This is a genomic window from Bacillota bacterium, assembly GCA_018818595.1.
In the GTDB taxonomy this organism is placed as follows: domain Bacteria; phylum Bacillota_I; class Bacilli_A; order Izemoplasmatales; family Hujiaoplasmataceae; genus JAHIRM01.
In genome coordinates this window covers 67,740-85,617 of sequence record JAHIRM010000050.1, presented here as the reverse complement: position 1 = coordinate 85,617, position 17,878 = coordinate 67,740, and the positions used below count along the sequence as shown (strand labels likewise).

17 protein-coding genes and 1 tRNA gene are annotated in these 17,878 nt (G+C 30.8%); all 18 read right to left on the bottom strand.

Going from position 1 to position 17,878, the window contains the following annotated elements:
- Positions 1-71 precede the first annotated feature (71 nt).
- The 18 genes from KJ971_08390 to xth all read right to left on the bottom strand — a co-directional run bounded on the left by KJ971_08390 (position 72) and on the right by xth (position 17,701).
- Positions 72-1,031: a mechanosensitive ion channel family protein gene (locus tag KJ971_08390; protein MBU1145850.1), complete on the bottom strand. Its 960-nt coding sequence runs from the start codon at positions 1,029-1,031 to the stop codon at positions 72-74.
- 11 nt (positions 1,032-1,042) lie between these two features.
- A complete protein-coding gene (locus tag KJ971_08385) occupies positions 1,043-2,365 on the bottom strand; it encodes a hypothetical protein (protein ID MBU1145849.1) in 1,323 nt (440 codons plus the stop codon).
- A 210-nt stretch (positions 2,366-2,575) separates the two neighbouring features.
- Positions 2,576-2,652, bottom strand: a tRNA-Pro gene (locus KJ971_08380).
- 69 nt (positions 2,653-2,721) lie between these two features.
- Entirely contained in the window at positions 2,722-3,846 is a 1,125-nt protein-coding gene (locus tag KJ971_08375) for an MFS transporter (GenBank protein MBU1145848.1), read from the bottom strand.
- Positions 3,847-4,036: 190 nt separating this feature from the next.
- On the bottom strand, positions 4,037-5,809 hold the full coding sequence (locus tag KJ971_08370) for a carbohydrate-binding domain-containing protein (protein MBU1145847.1): 1,773 nt from the start codon (positions 5,807-5,809) through the stop codon (positions 4,037-4,039).
- Positions 5,810-5,925: 116 nt separating this feature from the next.
- Positions 5,926-7,113, bottom strand: coding sequence for a nucleotidyltransferase family protein (locus KJ971_08365; GenBank protein MBU1145846.1), 1,188 nt, complete (start codon positions 7,111-7,113; stop codon positions 5,926-5,928).
- Entirely contained in the window at positions 7,110-7,562 is a 453-nt protein-coding gene (locus KJ971_08360; GenBank protein MBU1145845.1) for a S24/S26 family peptidase, read from the bottom strand. The genes KJ971_08365 and KJ971_08360 overlap by 4 nt, the downstream gene beginning before the upstream one ends.
- Before the next feature lie 113 nt (positions 7,563-7,675).
- Complete coding sequence (locus tag KJ971_08355) at positions 7,676-8,686, bottom strand: radical SAM protein (GenBank protein ID MBU1145844.1); 1,011 nt, start codon at positions 8,684-8,686, stop codon at positions 7,676-7,678.
- A gap of 78 nt (positions 8,687-8,764) precedes the next feature.
- Positions 8,765-9,382, bottom strand: coding sequence for an HD domain-containing protein (locus KJ971_08350; protein MBU1145843.1), 618 nt, complete (start codon positions 9,380-9,382; stop codon positions 8,765-8,767).
- 9 nt (positions 9,383-9,391) lie between these two features.
- Positions 9,392-9,895 (bottom strand): gamma carbonic anhydrase family protein, encoded by a 504-nt coding sequence (locus KJ971_08345; GenBank protein MBU1145842.1) that lies wholly within the window; start codon positions 9,893-9,895, stop codon positions 9,392-9,394.
- 24 nt (positions 9,896-9,919) lie between these two features.
- A complete protein-coding gene (locus KJ971_08340) occupies positions 9,920-11,737 on the bottom strand; it encodes a hypothetical protein (protein MBU1145841.1) in 1,818 nt (605 codons plus the stop codon).
- Between the two features lie 48 nt (positions 11,738-11,785).
- Positions 11,786-13,279, bottom strand: coding sequence for an NAD(P)H-hydrate dehydratase (locus KJ971_08335; protein MBU1145840.1), 1,494 nt, complete (start codon positions 13,277-13,279; stop codon positions 11,786-11,788).
- The gene (locus KJ971_08330; protein ID MBU1145839.1) at positions 13,279-13,980 is read right to left on the bottom strand and encodes a conjugal transfer protein TraX; all 702 of its coding nucleotides are present in this window, start codon (positions 13,978-13,980) and stop codon (positions 13,279-13,281) included. The genes KJ971_08335 and KJ971_08330 overlap by 1 nt, the downstream gene beginning before the upstream one ends.
- 105 nt (positions 13,981-14,085) lie before the next feature.
- The gene (locus KJ971_08325) at positions 14,086-14,505 is read right to left on the bottom strand and encodes an arsenate reductase ArsC (GenBank protein ID MBU1145838.1); all 420 of its coding nucleotides are present in this window, start codon (positions 14,503-14,505) and stop codon (positions 14,086-14,088) included.
- The gene (gene arsB / locus KJ971_08320; protein ID MBU1145837.1) at positions 14,492-15,553 is read right to left on the bottom strand and encodes an ACR3 family arsenite efflux transporter; all 1,062 of its coding nucleotides are present in this window, start codon (positions 15,551-15,553) and stop codon (positions 14,492-14,494) included. The genes KJ971_08325 and arsB overlap by 14 nt, the downstream gene beginning before the upstream one ends.
- 6 nt (positions 15,554-15,559) lie before the next feature.
- A complete protein-coding gene (locus KJ971_08315; GenBank protein ID MBU1145836.1) occupies positions 15,560-15,799 on the bottom strand; it encodes a thioredoxin family protein in 240 nt (79 codons plus the stop codon).
- A 16-nt stretch (positions 15,800-15,815) separates the two neighbouring features.
- Positions 15,816-16,832, bottom strand: a complete 1,017-nt coding sequence (locus KJ971_08310; protein MBU1145835.1) for a permease — start codon at positions 16,830-16,832, stop codon at positions 15,816-15,818.
- A 119-nt stretch (positions 16,833-16,951) separates the two neighbouring features.
- A complete protein-coding gene (xth, locus tag KJ971_08305; protein MBU1145834.1) occupies positions 16,952-17,701 on the bottom strand; it encodes an exodeoxyribonuclease III in 750 nt (249 codons plus the stop codon).
- Positions 17,702-17,878 lie beyond the last annotated feature (177 nt).

Sequence of the window (17,878 nt, the reverse complement as noted above, 5' to 3'; positions counted from 1 at the left end):
ATCATGCTTTTAACTAATTGAAAAGTTCTATTTAAAAAAGCCAATCTCATGCAAGATTGGCTTTAATTCATTTAAACTTTTGGTTCTGTATTTTCGTAATGTACAACCATTTGAGGGAAAGGAATTTGAATGTTATTTTGATCAAACAATACTTTCATTTCACGATTTAAATCTCTTAATACTTGGTGTCTTTTTGATTCTTTTGTTCTGGCGAAAATTCGTAATACAACTGAAGATTCACCTAATTCTTCTACGCCGCGATAATAAGGTCCTTCTACAATATCAGGGATTTTGTTTTTAATTAAATGAAGATTATTTTTCAAAACTTCTTCCACTCTTAAAATATCTTCTTGATAACTGATTGAAATTCTGCAAATGGCTGGTGATAATTGGCTTGAAGTATTAATAGCACCTCTAATATCGGAATTATTAATAATTTTGACGTCTCCACTGATGTCTTCAAATTTCGTTGTTCGAATTCCTATTTCGATTACAGTACCACGAAAATCTCCAATTTGAATGACATCACTAATAGAGAATTGTTTCTCAAAAATAATAAATAAACCGCTAATTACGTCTTCAATTAAGCTTTGTGCTCCAAAACTTAAAGCAAGCCCTATTATTCCAGCTCCAGCAAGTAAAGTCGGTGTTGGGACATTCCATGCGCTAAGAATTAAGAAAGCAGCAATAATGATTGTGACATATTTTACAACGCTTTTTAATAAATTCCCAATGGTTTCACTTCTCATTCCTTTTTTTGTAAAAATTGTGATAATAAATAAAAGAATTTTATTTAAAATCCAGACAAATACGATAATGGTCAGACATTCAAGTAAAATGACATAGTTGTTTTGAAAGAACCCAATCAAATCAAAGAATTTCCCTACACTATTGGAAATGATATTTGCAAAAGTCGTTTCTGCAAACAAGATTCCTGAAAACATTCCCAAAAGCAAACATAGTACAATAATGGATGTGACAACGATAAAACGAATTTTTTCTTTTTTCGGTAATAATTTAAATTTTTTCATTTTCTTCTCCTCTATTCATTCACTTGAATGGTATCTAATATGACATAATAATAAAAAACTGAATCTGACCTAATTCCTAAATTAATGTGATAATTAGGATAACTTTGTAAATCGACTATAAACGTTGCGGTTTTTATGTTTCCTGAGGGGACAAAGTCAAACGATAGTGATGTTACAAACACATCATAATCAATGGTTTCTTCGTAAATCCAGTAAAAACCGTTTTGGAAGAAGTGATTAGGATCTTCAACCGTTATAGTAATTGAGTAATACGTATCTAATTTATCGATGACGATACTTGCAGTGTAATCACCTATTGTTCTTGCCTCCAAAGTAGAAACGACGAGAGTCACCTGTTTTGATGTATCAGGATCAAGATAAGAGGCTACTAACTCTAAAGTATAATCTGTATCCTTTAATAATCCATCAAACAGAATGGGTGGCATTTCGTAGTGTATTGTATCTTCTGTGTTTTCAATTTCAATTTGTTTTACAACTTTATCATCTTTTTTTAGAAAAACAATGTATGTTATATCTGGAACAGCCTGAAAGTCTGCATAAGTGTATACGGAAATGCTATTAGACGTCACCTGATCTAAATAAAAAGAAGCGGAAAGATAGAGTGGTGTTTTAAATGATAGTTCATCTAAAATAATTACTTCATCATTTTGAAGAGTGCCTTCTAAAATCAAATGAATCGTGACGTTGTAATTTGGAATATTTTCAATCAAAAACTCTTGATCAAAACTCGTAATGTTGATGGTTTGATAATCCAAACTCTCTTCTTCACCTGGGAACGTATAGTGATACTTGAAAGTAATATTTTTTAACTCTATGTTTGGATCACTATAAAACGTTCTACATAAATAACTTAAGTAATAATCTTGTACAGTACTATCTAATCCAATTCCAATGATAGCTCCCTTAAGTATGTCAAGTGTTGTGACATTTTCTTTCGCAAGTGTTTCCAGTCCAAATCCTTTATCTGCTAAAACCATTACTTGATAATCTGTATTTTCATTTAACCCATAAAAGAGTCCTTGATTGTCTCCTAAAGTGAGAAAATATTCAAAATATTCCATTTGATTTTGAAGAATGATCTTAAGCGTTCCGTCGATAATTGCCTCATCTTCATCTTCAACGTGAATAAAGTATGCGACTTCTTGAGTGAAAGCAGTTACTCTCAGATTGGAAGCCACTGGACTTTTAGGAATATATACAACCGCAACTACGACTACTGCAACGGTTATAACAAAAGAAGATAACCAATTTTTGAGAATTTCTGATTTGGTTTGTTTCTGCTTTTTCAATTTAAATTCACTAAGTCTACTCAAGAAAATCACCTCCTATCTTTAAGTATTTTACACTATAAGAAAATGGCTTTCAAGTCCATTTTACAAATTAATGACTTAACTCAATAAAATTTTTATCTTAACTCAAATTTAACTAGGAAATTGACCTATATTAACTTATACTTGATTAGAATTTTACATCTTTTATGACAAACAAAAAAAAGAACTTGCAAAAGTTCTTTTTTTTCTTAATGGTCGGAAAGACAGGATTTGAACCTGCGACCCCTTGGACCCCATCCAAGTGCTCTACCAAGCTGAGCTACTTCCCGCTTTCTTATATTTTATCAAAAAACGTCGCAATATGCGACATCTTTTTATGTTAATTTTTGAAAAACAGATTATTTAACTTCAGTAAGTTTTTTTGTTTTTTTACTCATAACGATAAATGTTAACACAGCAGAAACAATTCCAGTAATACCCCCTAGTACAAAAGGTGCATTTGGACCAATAACTGTCCATAAGAACCCCGCAATCAAAGAAGCAAACAAAAGACCTATTCCTTGTGCTGTTCCATAGAGTCCTAACATCGTTCCTTTCATTTCTTTTGGTGAATATTCAGAAATATAAGCTTTTTCAGCACCAGTAATAAATGCCTGATATAGACCATATAAGATAAATAAAATGATTATATACGTTTGAGTTTCAAATAGTGCAAACCCAAAATAGACAATACCATATAACAAATAACCTGGAACTACGAGTCTTCTTCTACCAATTTTATCAGATAATTTTCCTAATGGAATGGCAAATAAAGAAGTTGTAACATTATAGATTAAATAAAGGAGTAATACATTTTGAGGACTAAACCCAATTTCATATATTTTAAGAATTAAAAAAGCATTACTTGAATTACCTATACTAAATAATAATACGATACCAATGTAAAATTTTAATTTGGAATCTATTTTAATGCCTTTCAAATGAAATGTGTGTACTTCTTTTCTCTCTTTTTTAGTTTCTCGTACAAACAATAGAAAAATCACACCTATTACAGCAGGAATGATTGAAATTAAAAAGATTTTTTTAAACGCTTCAACATCAACTAATCCTTGATTTTCATTCACCAAATATCCATAAAGAAAGAAAGCAATTAACACACCCAGTGCAGAACCTAACATGTCAAGCATTTTATGAATACCGAATGCTTTTCCAAGTGCTTGTTCACCAGATTCCGCAACTAAAGCATCTCTTGGTGCTGTTCGAATTCCTTTTCCAATTCGATCAACCAATTTAGCAAAAAATACGCCAACCCAACCAAAAGAAAAGAATAATAATATTTTGTAAAAAATCGCACTAGAATACCCTAAAAAAGCAAGTCGTTTTTTAAAATGAAATTTATCTCCTAGGTAGCCTGAATATACTTTTAAAAGTGCAGCTAAACTCTCTGCAGCTCCTTCAATCACTCCAATAATTTGAACACTTGCAAATGTGGATAAATAAATAGTTACTAGTGGATAGACCATTTCAGTTGACAAATCAATAAATAGACTGACAAGCCCTAAGAAAACAATATTTATAAATCCACGTTTTACTAAATTTTGTTCTTGTTTTATATTTTCCAAAGGTATCACCTAATACAAAATTATACGCTTCGAACTTTAAAAAAACAAGATGATTTCATAGTTTTGCTTGACGAATGAAATCATCTGTATTTTATCTTCTTGGATCAAATGAAGACGTTCCTATCGAGTACGTAAGACTGGTTAAAGTAAAACTTTGAAGTAATGTTCCCTTTTGATATACTCCTTCAAGACTATATCCATCTTCATTTAAAGTGTTTTCAACAAGAGACCCTCCTAAATATAGTTTATAGGCATCTCCTATTTCAAGCAAAGGACAAGATATAACAATAGATTCATATTTTTTTACAGGTTGAAAATGAAGAATAGTATTTCCAAGTTCATCTTCAAGATGAATTAGATTTGTTGTTTCTGAACTTAATTTAATAAGTATTCCCGGTTGAGTAGATGTGGCACCTACGTTTTGAGCCATTCCAGAAGATCCAGTAGCTATCAATATTCCTCCTGTTATTTTAAAAGATACATTGTAATCAATCGGTCCATCTCCATCACTTGTAGGTCCGTTTACTAACACCACTCCTCCTGTCATGATAATTTGTCCATTTGCATCAATCCCATCTCCAGATGAAATGACATATACATATCCTCCATTTATTGTAAGAATTGCATTTTCACTTGATTCAAGTCGTGGATCAAAAGGAAAAGAACTTGATGAATCGCTTCCTCCAGCTACGTTGATTCCATCATCGCTTGCATTGATGTGAATAGATCCTCCATTGATGTGAATAGATCCTCCATTGATAGTAATATTTAACGATTCAAGACCTTCGTAACATTTTGATATATTGATCTCTCCGCCTGATATCACTAGCGTTTCATCTGAATGGATACCATCATCATTTGAAGAGATGGAAATGATTCCGCCTTGAATGTACAAGTCACTATTTGAGTGAAGTCCATCATCACTTGATAAAATCGTATATGTTCCTCCTAAAATATTGATTCCTTGAGAGGCTTTCATTCCTTTTCCACTTACTGAATTTATGTCGTAATTTCCATCTCCTGAATGAAGGAGAAAAACTCCTTCTGAAATGGCAATGACGTTTGTAACATCAAAACAATCTCCATAAGCATCGATATCAAACTCTCCGTTTTCAATAACTAAATTACCCAAAGTTTCCTCATCGGTGTTTTCGACTTGAATTCCATCATTTAAACAAGAAATGGTTAAATCCACATTCGTGATAAATACGTCGTTATTGACTTTAACGCCATTGTTTGCGGCATCAATTATAATCACACCATTGGTAATTACCAAATCATCATCACTCGAGATACCATTTTTGTAATTAGCATAAATAGATAAACTTCCAGAGCCGTTAATCGTAACATCATCATTACTCGAAATTGTTGCTTTAAAATCGGTTAGTGAAGATTTGGAATCTGTTAATGAATTTGAAGTTCCTTCTACTAAATTTAATATCACTTTATCTGCATTTTCAACTTCGATGACTGGTCCATCTAAACTTGTTAAATGGACATCATCTAATAAAAGAGTCACTTGTTCATTGCTGGAAACATCTATATAAATAGACACATTGTTACTCACTCCTTGTAAGAGATAAGTTCCTGCAGTTGAAATAATTACTTTGTTGTCTTCTATTAAAACTTGATTTGTGGTTGATGAAATGGAAGAGACAGCAAACGTAACTGTTTCATCTTCTACTAATTCTGAATCTAAGGTATCCTCTTCATCTAACGTAATTTGGGATGTTACTCCTATGGAAGAAGTCGTCTCACTTGAATTTGTGGTAGTTGATGCATTTGAATCGGTTGAAAGAGTATCACACGACACCATAATGAAACAAATGACGACTAAAAGTACCAGTACAAATGCTTTTCTCATATGTGTTTCTCCTGTATATAGTTTGAATAACACTATATTACAATTCATTTGTGATATTTTAATGAAAAAACGGTCATGTTTTCATGAACGTTTTCATTTTTGCATTTAATTTATGCTTATAATCCTAATTGATCGTATAATTCCTTCGTATTCATTAATGTATCTTTATGAACTCGAAGATTCTTAATTTTTTTTATACTACTCTTAGTCTTTTTGAAAAGCAATTTACATCCTCTTTGAATCCAGGAGAAAGGTAAGAGCCAAGGATATTTTTTCAAATAATGATACGTTCCTTGCATTAAGTGTTTTGAGGGGAATAACGTTTTCAATATAAAAGTTTTTCTTCCTTTTTGAATGGAATCTACTTTCAAAGATGATTTTGAAATTCCACAAACAAATGGGTTGTGATCTTCTCCTTTTCCATGTACTCCTGAGGTTAATATAAAATCCGTTATTTTTTCAAGAAAAACAGAGTCTTGTTCAAAATTAGTTAGAAATAAGGAAAAGATTACAAAACCAAAATAGGCGTTGTTAAACCAAATGAAATTTTGAAATAGCTTAAATAAATGATTATCTCTTAATAATTTTTCTAAAATTTCTGCATTCATTGTATCTTGAAATTTCATACAAAACAAACCAATATCAAGTATATTTCTTAAGCCTATCCCTGAACTCGATAAATGTTTTGCATTGTGATACATTAAATAGGCTAACATAAACTCGCTTTTAAACTCAAAGCGATGTTTACTTGTGCATTTTGCATTTGACCAAATATCTAAAAATAATCCATCATATTTATCATCAAAATCTGTATCCAATTGTGGATGAATTTCTAAAAAAATATCTTTGTCTTTCACAAAACAATCATGATTTGTGGAATTGGCCCAATTGAAATATCCCGATGAGTTTAAAACTTGATGGACTTCGTTCATCTTATCTTTTCGAACTAAAATATCAATGTCTCCCATAGATCTCATATAAGTGTCTGGATAGATGCCTTTTAAAAAAGAACCTTTTAAAAAAATATGTTCAATGTTCGAGAGGTTAAATATTTCATCTACTTCCTGAATGGCTTTTAATTGACGGACATCTCGTGCTTGATACTCAAAATAATCCATTTGAAACAAATGAAAGACGTCATGTTCAATTAATGTTGGATCAATGGAATGGAAAATCGTTCCTGATAACCCATTAATTTTTGCCATTTGATACAGTTTGAAATCATCTTTCAAACGACAATCATACATTTTTAAATTTAAAGAAGATTTAATTAATTCAAAAAATAGGGAATGGATTTCTTTCATTGGTTTTCCTCTTTTTTTAGAATTCGAAATAGTTTAATTAGATATCTGCGAATGGGTTTTAAGAAAAGCCATTTACGAACCATTAATCTGTAAAAAAATTGTGTTTCTAAAATTAGTTTTTCTTTGTTCTTATGAGAAATAACTACAGCTTCTATTTGATTTTGTTTTACAAATTCATTTTCTTTTAAAGCATCTCCACATACAACGTATCCTTCATCTTTTACTGCCACAATTCGGTGTAAAATATGTTTTTCTTGTACATGATAAAGAATCACATCTAATTTTATCAAGGGGAAAATGGGTTTAATTAAGGTCACTTCAGTTTTTCCATCTTTATAAAAAGGAAACATACTATTTCCTTTAATTTTCAAGGATGCAGAACCATCATTTGAAAGATTTTCTTTAATGAGATCGATGATATCATTCATTAAGACTTTAACTTTTTCCATATTATAAAAGAATGTGCTTCTCTTTTAGCAACATATTGTATCTCCTTTTTAGAAGTTATTATCATAACGGTTATAAACTCAAGTAGTAATGTTTAAAAATCTATCAACAGGACTTAATCATTCCGACTACGAATCAATGCTATTTCGTTTAAGTAGGGACTACAATACTTAATGTTTCCTTCTAAGTGTCTTCTTGCTTTACATTGGATACATGTTCCTTTCAAAGAACAATCCATGCATTCTTTACATTCACCTAACTCATTCCATTTTTTTCCTAATTCTAAAAAAACATCGAGCAATGTATATGGCTCTATTTTTTTATTAGGAAGATTCATCATACTACATGGTTGCATATACCCATAACTATCCACAAAATAAGCACTTTTTAATGCAATACAATTTGAGTGAGTTTCAAATTTTTCTAGTGTTTTAGAAGATTCAATCTGAAAAGTCGTTTTTATTTTTTTCTCAAAATCAATTAAATCTTCAGGAGTTAATCGATTTTGGATTGTCAAATAATCTAAATTTCTTGAAGGTCCTACGTAAAGAAAATAGCCTAAATACAAGTTCTTCTTTAAGGCATAATCCATTATTAAATCTAGTTCATCATAAATCGGCTGTAACGGAATCGTTCTTAAAACAACATTTAAATTGTTTTTTTGCAATAAAGAAATGCCTTTATCTATTAAATCAAAGCCATTTTGAACTGAAGTTACTTTCTGATAGGTTTCATTATTCGCTCCATATATAGTTACTCCAACCAATTCAGGAGGTCTATTTTTAAAGGACGATATAATAGATGGTTTGATGTGAGATGCATTTGTATAAACCGTGATTTTAACTCCTAAATCATAAAGATATTCATAGAGCTCGATAAAATAGGGTAGTAAAAGGATTTCTCCTCCAGTCAACAAAGCATAAAGCAATCCATGACTTACTGCCTCTTTAAAAAGTGCTTTCCATTCTAAAACAGAAAGTTCGCTTTTTAAATCTATGTCATCAAGGTAACACATTTGACAATTAAAATTGCATTTTCTTGTCAGTTCAAACTCTCCAAGAATCGGCATATTAGTCATTGATGCAATTTGGATGATGTGGCGTTTCGTTTCTAGATAAGTTGTCAATTCAATCACCTTTTTGTATTTTATCACGAATTGAATGCATAGAAAATGGACTATGAAAAAAAGAATTTCTTTTTTAACTTAATTTTTGATAATATTCCATTCATTATGAAATTCTGCAAGAAAATTATTTAACACTCTAATTCTTGTTCTTGCAATTCGCTTTGCTTGTAATGTATTCATTAAATCAGGAAGTTTTAGTAATTTTTGATAAAAATGTGCAAGGCTTGAGTCATCATTAACATCGCCATTGTATATTCTTCTTCCTTTACTGGCTCCATAAGCAAAACATCTTGCAATACCTATTGCTCCAATTGCATCTAATCGATCTGCATCTTGAACGATTTGTCCTTCTAAAGAAGAAACGCTTTTTCCCTCAAGAGATGCAGAATAGGACATATTTTCGATAATGGAAAGAATTTCTGTTTTTTCTTCTAAAGTAATGGTTAATTCCTTTAAAAAGTTTTCTGCATTCTTACTATCTTTGGGGAAAAGTTTTAGGTCATCTACATCATGAAGCAATGCGCTTATAAAAAGAATTAAACTGTTTATGTCTTCGCCTTTTGCTAAAAAGGATGCCATATGATAAACTCGTAAAACATGAAAATAATCATGCCCTGTCATATCGTCTGTCATGATTGATTTTACAAATTCCTTGGTTTTTTCAATGTTCTTAAGTTGTTCTGTTGTTAATTTCATATTTACCCTCTATTCATATTGTTTCATCAGTGAGACATAATACTCTGCGTTTTCAAGGTTTGCCTTGATTTCATCAACTGTTAATTCTCTTACAATTCTCATAGGATTTCCAATCACTAACATTTTTGGGGGAATGATTTTTCCAGGAGGAATTAAAGCTCCAGCTCCAACCATAGAGTATTCTCCAATCACAGCTCCATCTAATATGATTGAACCCATTCCAATCAATGCATAATCTAAAACTGTCGCCCCGTGAATAATCGCTCCATGACCTACTGTTACGTATTTTCCAATAAAAGTAGGAAGATTTGTATTGGTATGAATGACCGCATTATCTTGAATATTTGTATATTCTTTAATTTCAATTGGGGCCATATCACCTCTAATAGTGGCATGATACCAAATGCTTACGAAATCATGTATTACAACATCTCCAACGACAACTACCTGTTCAAAGATTTTTGCTGTCTTAGAAATAAGTGGCGTTTTGTCTAAATATGATAATCGGTTCATCTGCATTCCTTCTTTCAAAATTTACTATATTTTAATTAAAATTAATAAATCCTCTTCTAAAATTGCAAGTTCAGTTTGAAGATCCAAATTGCCTTCAAATAGTGTTAAAATATCATCTCTTACAAAACCAATTACAATTACCTTTTTTTCAAAAGAGTAATAACTTGAGGCAATAAATGTTTTTTTAGAAGAAAAGGTCAAAGGGAATATTTCATTAAAACAATCCTTTGCTTTTTTAATCATAATTGCTTGATCATCTTCTCCAATAAGATTTGGTTCAATCGTTAATAAATTTTCATAAAAAGGAGCCGTTTCTTTATATAGAGCTAATTTACTTAATAGTAAGGATATTATCTTATTAGAAATAATGGTGTTTTTAATATTGAAATCTTTGATAATATGATCGTTTTTAGGATCCAATAGTTCCACGATGATATTTATATCAGTTCTCTTTAAGCTGCCTTCAATGTAGATTAAATCATCGATGACGTTTGCATCAAGAGAATCCATCTCTTGAGATTCATCGCTTAACAAAACAATCGTAGAGGGTTTAATGGATTCATTTAATTTTAACATAAACTCATCAAGAAAGTTTTCATCAATCGATTCAGCTTGAAAAACAGAATCATGCAATGCTTCATACTTTGAAAATGAATTTAAAATAAAACCTAATTTATTATTTTTTCCAACAAGATACACATCAAGCTCTGTTTTTTCGTTAATTGGTTTTGTCTTAAGCAATCGATAAGAAAAATCGTTTTTAGTTTTAATGAATTTCGTTTCATCACTTTTGGATAAAACAAAAAGATGATTTCCAATTTTAGCAAGAGGAATGGCGTGAGAATGTGTTTTGAGGCAATCTTCAAACCCTGTATTTTCAAGAAAATATACTTCAGAACCTTCAAAAGAAAATAGTGCCAAGTAGACATCTTCCATTTTGTTCTCTATAATCGTTTGAGCAATAATCTGACCAAGTCTTCTATCAAAACAAATTGGAAGAATTAAATGTTCATGAAGTCCTTCAACTACTTTTGACATCGTTTGAATTTTTTCTTTGGATTCAATAAATTTAATTTCAGAAACAATAGGCGGATTATAAACAAATTCAATCCGACCAAGGCTTAAAATTACTTTAATAACATTTAAATCACTTTTTGATAGGTTTTTTGAAATTGTTTCATGACAATCGTTATTCATAATTAAAATTGAATCCGCCTTTGAAATCGAAATATCTAATAAATCACTGTGTATTAAAGGGTCTCCATTTTTAATTAAAACATTTAAATTGGATATATTCTTTTTTTCATTTCTAATTTTTTCGATGGCATTCATAATTTGTTTTTCAGCATAAGATTTGTCAATCTCTGCCAAAATCATAACTGTAACTTTTCTATTTTCAACGTGAAGCAAGTCAGCAACAAGTTCTGGAACTTTATTGTTCCAATTTAACACAACAATGTGGTGATCTAAAAAAATCATTCCGCTACCAGACTTTTTCTTTTGAAAATACTCTTTGATGGAATTTGTCGTTAAAGCAATGATTGTCCCTGAAAACAAGACAAGTCCAATGATTAATACGACCACGGCTAAAAATAGAGTATTAGGATTTTCGATGGAAAGAATTGCATTGGGTGATAACATCCACTTTAAACTTCCGTTGGCAAAAGCATCAATGAAACTGCTATAAGAATCATCGATCACAAGAGCAATAATTGCGGCAATGGATAATATCACTATATTGATGAAAATCATTAAAAGTAAGATAAATATCATCGGTTTTTTATATGTTTTAATACTAATTAAACTTTTTGCTTTCGACAATCTAGCTTTTAGTTTGTTCAAAGAATTCACCTCTTTTTAAAATACAATCATTATTTTCCAAGCCGTATTTTACTGAGTTTTAAGCACATTTGAAATATTTGAAATAATATCACTTGCTATCATACTTCTTTCTCCAAAGAAAGCTTTTGCCATATTTCCTGCATCAGAATGAATCCATACTCCATAAAGTGCGGCTTCAAAAGGAGGAATTCCTTCTCCTAACAAACTAGCAACGATTCCTGATAGTACATCTCCACTTCCGGCAGTTGCCATTCCAGGGTTTCCCTTATTCATAAAAACAACCCGATAACTATTTGCAACGATTGTCGTTGCCCCTTTTAAAATAACGGTAAACCCTTTTTCGGTTAATTGATTGATGTATTTTAACGGGCAATCTTTAATATCAGAACTATTCTTTTCCATAAGGAAAGCCAATTCTCCTACATGAGGAGTTAAAACAATGTTTTTTTGATTAGAACCCTCTTCTAAAAGATTGCTTAAAATCTTGATTCCAGTTCCATCAATTACCATTTTTTTATTGGTTGATAATAGTTGTTTTAAAATTGAAGCGTTTTTATCGTCTTGAGCCAACCCAGGTCCAAATACTAAAGCATCACTTTTTCGTATAAATTCAAACGATTCTTCTACTGCGTCATATCCTTTTAACATGATTTCTATCGTTTTTAAATTCATAAATGGTAACTCTACTTTTTTTAATAAAATAGATACAAGCCCTGAGCCCGTTCGTAATGCGGAATGAGCAGATAGTTCTGGAGCTCCCATCATACCGATTGATCCACCTATTACTAAAATATTTCCATTGTCGTATTTAGAAGAATGATGTTTTCTTTTTGGAAGATTTAAAACGAATTCTTCAATCAACTGTTTCTCTTGTTCTTGCTGGTTTATGATAACGCCAATGTCTAACACTTCATTTTTTAGCGAATAATCCAAAGCATCATTTAATAGGTTTCCAGGAACAAAAGCCTGAATTACCGCAGTATAATTCGCTTGGATTGCTACTCCTGAAACAAGTCCGTTGTTTCCATTGATACCTGAAGGAATATCAATGGAAAATACGAAGGCTTTTGATTGATTGATGCAAGAAATTATTTCTTTTTGAATGCCGATTATAGGTTTATTTAACCCAAGCCCAAACAATCCATCAATGATATATGAAGAATTCGCTATAAAACTCTCGAATAAACTGAAGTGTTCCAATAAATCAATTTGTAAGACATCTTGATTTCTTTCTTTAAGAATGGTTAGATTGGTTTTTGTTTCCTTGGCCATATCACTTGCTTTTCCGACTAAAGAAATTGAAACACTGTACCCCTCTTCAAGTAGAAATCTTGCCATAACTAAAGCATCTCCACCATTTTTACCCATACCACTTACTACAGAAATTTTGTCTTTTTTGTTGGCAGAAGTTACTCTTTGAAAGCACTGACTTAGTTTTAATCCGGCTTCTTCCATTAAATCAAGCGTCGTAATTCCTTTTAACAAACAAGTATTTTCTTCCGCAGTCTTTAGCTCAAGCAAAGTTAATATATTGTGATTCATTAGATCATCTCCATAAATACTTTAATCAAAAAGATTATTCCAAGATGCACTGGATAAAATACATAGAAAAACCATTTTTTTGATTTGCCTAGTAATCCATTATAAAAATAGATTGGAATAAGTGCTAAAATTGAAAACCATTGAAGCCACATGTATTTAATATAAGGATCTGGAACACCAACAAGCTTTAATAATGGCCAATCGATAAAGAACAAGTTTAAATAAATCATTAAATAGACTTGTAAAGGAAATTTTTTCGCATATCCAAAAATCAAAATAAGAATGACTCCGTAAGCTCCATAAGGGAATTTAATCAGTTCTGATAAAATAACCATTCCTAAAGCTAAAAGGTAAAAATACCATTTTTTTAGTTTCACAAGATATAAACAAGCAAGTCCAACTACTAAAGGCCAAATAACATTAGCATGAATAATATAATCATACTGATGAATAAATAGGCTATAACCTATAAGAAAGGCTTCAATCAACAAAGCAAAACTCAAAAGACGCAAGAAATATTTTTTCAAATTTTTTGTATGAAAAAAACCCTCCGCAATCAAAAAAGCAAACAGTGGAAACGAAATTCTTCCTATACTTCTTAGAATCGGATACCACACATTATTATCAATCAATAAGTAAAGGCCTATGTGATCGATTGCCATGGTAATAATTGCAATAATCTTTAATGTTTTTGCATTCATAAAAGTATCCTTTACAATATGTTGTTCTATGTTAAGTATAACATTAAATGAGACGTGAAAAAAGAGAATAGTTAAGAAATCAATGATGATATCTAAATATTCTCTTTATTCTTCAAATATGATTTGTTTATTTAAGATTCTATCTTTTAAATCTAAAATTCTTAAATGAATAGTCTGTGCCGTTTGAATAAATAATTTGTCTTCTTTTCCAGTAGGATCTTCTAAGTTCCAATCTTCTTTATAATGACAGGGAAGATTAGGGCAAATGACATCACACCCCATCGTTATTACAATATCGACAAAAGGTAAATCACTTATTGTTTTTGATGTTTGAGAAGATTCCATATCTATTTGATATAGCTTCTTCATCACTCTTACAGCGTCTTGATTTATTCTAGATACTTTTTGTGTGCCTCCACTATATGCAATAAAAACATCACTTGCTAAATGTTTTGTTAGAGCTTCAGCCATTTGACTTCTTAAACTATTATGTACGCAAACAAATGCCACTTTATATTTTTTCATTTGTTTTTTCCTTCATTGGAAACCAGTAAACGGTTTTATTGGCAATTTTTACAAGTAGTAACATAACAGGAACTTCAACCAATACTCCTACAATGGTTGCTAAGGCAACTCCAGGATTTAATGGAAATAATGCTACTGCCACTGCAACAGCTAATTCAAAAAAATTACTTGCTCCAATCATTCCTGCAGGAGCAGCTATGTCATGAGGCAACTTTAATTTTTTTGCCGCAAAATAAGCGATGAAAAATATGAGAAATGTTTGAATAATTAATGGCATACTGATTAAGAAAATATGAAATGGATTACGAATGATTAGTTCACTTTGTAAAGAAAATATTAAAATGAGAGTAAGAAGTAACCCGTAAGTCGTCCACTTCGAAAAAGCTGGAATGAGTTTGGTGTTTAAAAAGTCTAGACCTTTTTTCTTGATTACTTGAAATCTTGTATAAGAGGCTCCTAAAAGTGGTACAACCACAAATAAGACCAAAGACAAAAATAACGTGTCCCAAGGTACAACAATTCCACCAACTCCAAGTAATAACCCAACGATTGGTACAAATAATACTAAAATGATTAAATCATTTGTAGCAACTTGTACAAGCGTATATGCTGGGTTTCCTTTTGTCAAAGAACTCCAAACGAAAACCATTGCTGTACAAGGAGCAGCTCCAAGTAAAATCGCACCAGCTAAATAATCTTGCCCAAGACTTTCAGGAATGATGTTTTGGAAAAGAACTAAAAAGAATAAAGAAGCAATAAAAAACATCGTAAATGGTTTTACAAGCCAATTAATAATCCAAGTTAAATAGAGTCCTTTTGGATTTTTTGCTACATGTTTGATAGATCCAAAATCAATTTTCAACATCATAGGATAGATCATAAGCCAAATTAAAATTCCAATAGGAATATTAACGCTTGCAATTTCAAATTGACTTAAAAATTGAGGTACTTCTGTTACCCACTTTCCAAGTAATACTCCAATCACCATACATAGTAAAACAAATACAGTTAAAAACTTTTCAAAAAAACGAATATTTTGATGTTTCATAACCATTTACTCGATGTTTTTTAATAAGAGTATGACTTGATCTTTTGTTAATACTTTTCCAGATGAAACGATTTTTTCATCAATCATAAGTCCCGGTGTATGCATAATTCCTGTTTTTGCAATTTCAATCATGTCAGTTTGGTAAACAATTTCAACATTTAATTTTAATTCTTTTACAGCAAGTGTTACACTTTCAAGTAGTCTTTTGCAATTAGAACATCCTGAACCAAGTACAGTAATTTTCATCATATTTCCTCCTTTTTTATACAAATAGATAACCAAATAAATTAAACAAATAACCCATTAAAATAATTCCAACTGTTACAACTCCGACAAAGGTCATTAATAGTTTTGTTTTCACAACTTTTTTAAGTAAAATGATAGATGGAAGTGATAAAGCGGTAACCGCCATCATGAATGCTAAAACGGTTCCGATTCCTACACCTTTTAATACCAATGCTTCTGCGATTGGCAAAGTTCCAAAGATATCAGCATACATTGGTATGCCTAAAAGTGTCGCTATGATGACTGAAAAAGGATTATTATCTCCTAAAACATAAGAGATAAAATTTTCAGGAATGTAGCCATGAATAAGTGCACCAATTCCTACTCCAATTAAAAGATAAATCCAAACTTTTTTTATAATATCTAATACTTGTTGGAATGCATAAGCTATTCTTTCTTTTTTTGTTAATTTTTCTTCAACATAATCATTGGTTTGTCCTAATCCATCATAAACAAAAGATTCCACATACTTTTCCATTTTAAGGAAAGTAATAAGTGTTCCTCCAATAACGGCAATCACTAATCCTACTACAACGTAAGCTAAAGCAATTTTCCAACTAAAGATGCTTGCGAGTAATACGACTGAGGCAAGATCTACTAAGGGAGATGAAATTAAAAATGAAAACGTGACTCCAATGGGTAATCCTGCTTTGGTAAATCCAATAAAAATTGGAATGGAGGAACAAGAACAAAAAGGCGTTACTGTCCCTAAAAGAGCTCCAATGATGTTTGCAGGAATTCCTTTAAATTTTCCAAGTATTTTTCTAGTTCTTTCAGGTGAAAAATAGGATTGAATATAGGATGAAATAAAAATTAATACACCAAGCAAAATCAATATTTTAATGACATCATACACAAAAAAGACAACACTACTATAAAACATACCAGATGTGTCTAAATGGATGACATCTGAAAAAAACCACTTTACAAGTGAGTCAAGCCATGTCATTTTAAGTAATTGATCGTTTAACCATAAAAAGATGTCTTTTACCATAAATTCTCCTAGATTTCATATCGCTTATATTGATAGCCGTCTATATTATAAAGTATAACCATCAAAGAGTCAAATGATATTACAAAAAAAAACTGCTAAAATAAACAGTTTCATTTTATCTAATAAACTTCTAGTAAAACAGGACAATGATCACTCCCTAAAATGGAAGTCAATATTTGAGCATCTTTTATTTTTTGTCTTAAAGTATTAGATGTGATAAAATAATCGATTCTCCATCCTGCGTTGTTATCCCTGGAATGAAAGAGATAGCTCCACCAAGAATATTCGATTTTGTCTGGGTAAAGATAACGAAAGGTATCCGTAAATCCAGAATCCAATAATGTTTGAAATTTTGTTCTTTCTTCTATTGTAAAACCTGCATTTCTTTCATTTTGCTTTGCGTTTTTTATATCTATTTTTGTGTGTGCAACATTTAAATCACCACATAAGATAACTGGTTTTGTTTTTTCTAAATATTTTAGGTAATCCAATAAGTGAGTTTCATACGTCATTCGATATTCTAGTCTCTCCAGTTCTTTTTGAGAATTAGGAGAGTAAACCGTCATAAAATAAAAATCATTGTACTCAAGGGTAATTGTTCTTCCCTCATCATTGTACTTATCTCCAAACAATCCATATACGACGTTTAAAGGTTTTTGTTTTGTATAGATAAGCGTTCCTGAATATCCCAGTTTTTCTGCATTATTCCAATATTCAAAATATCCATCAAAAAAGAAATCCTTTTGATTTTCTTGCATTTTTGTTTCTTGAATCGCAAAAACATCCGCATCTGTTGATAAAAAAAAGTCCTTAAAACCCTTTTTCATACAAGCTCTTAATCCATTTACATTCCAAGAGATATATTTCATAATCATTCTTCTTTCTATTGATATTTTATCAATTTATTATATCATTCTTTTAATAAAAATAATTAATAAAGGATTTCTTTGGAATAAATTTACAAATTCAATAAAAAAGTCTATAATAGATTTACGCTATAAAAAGAACACAATGAAAGGAACAATTCTATGGATATCTCAAAAGAT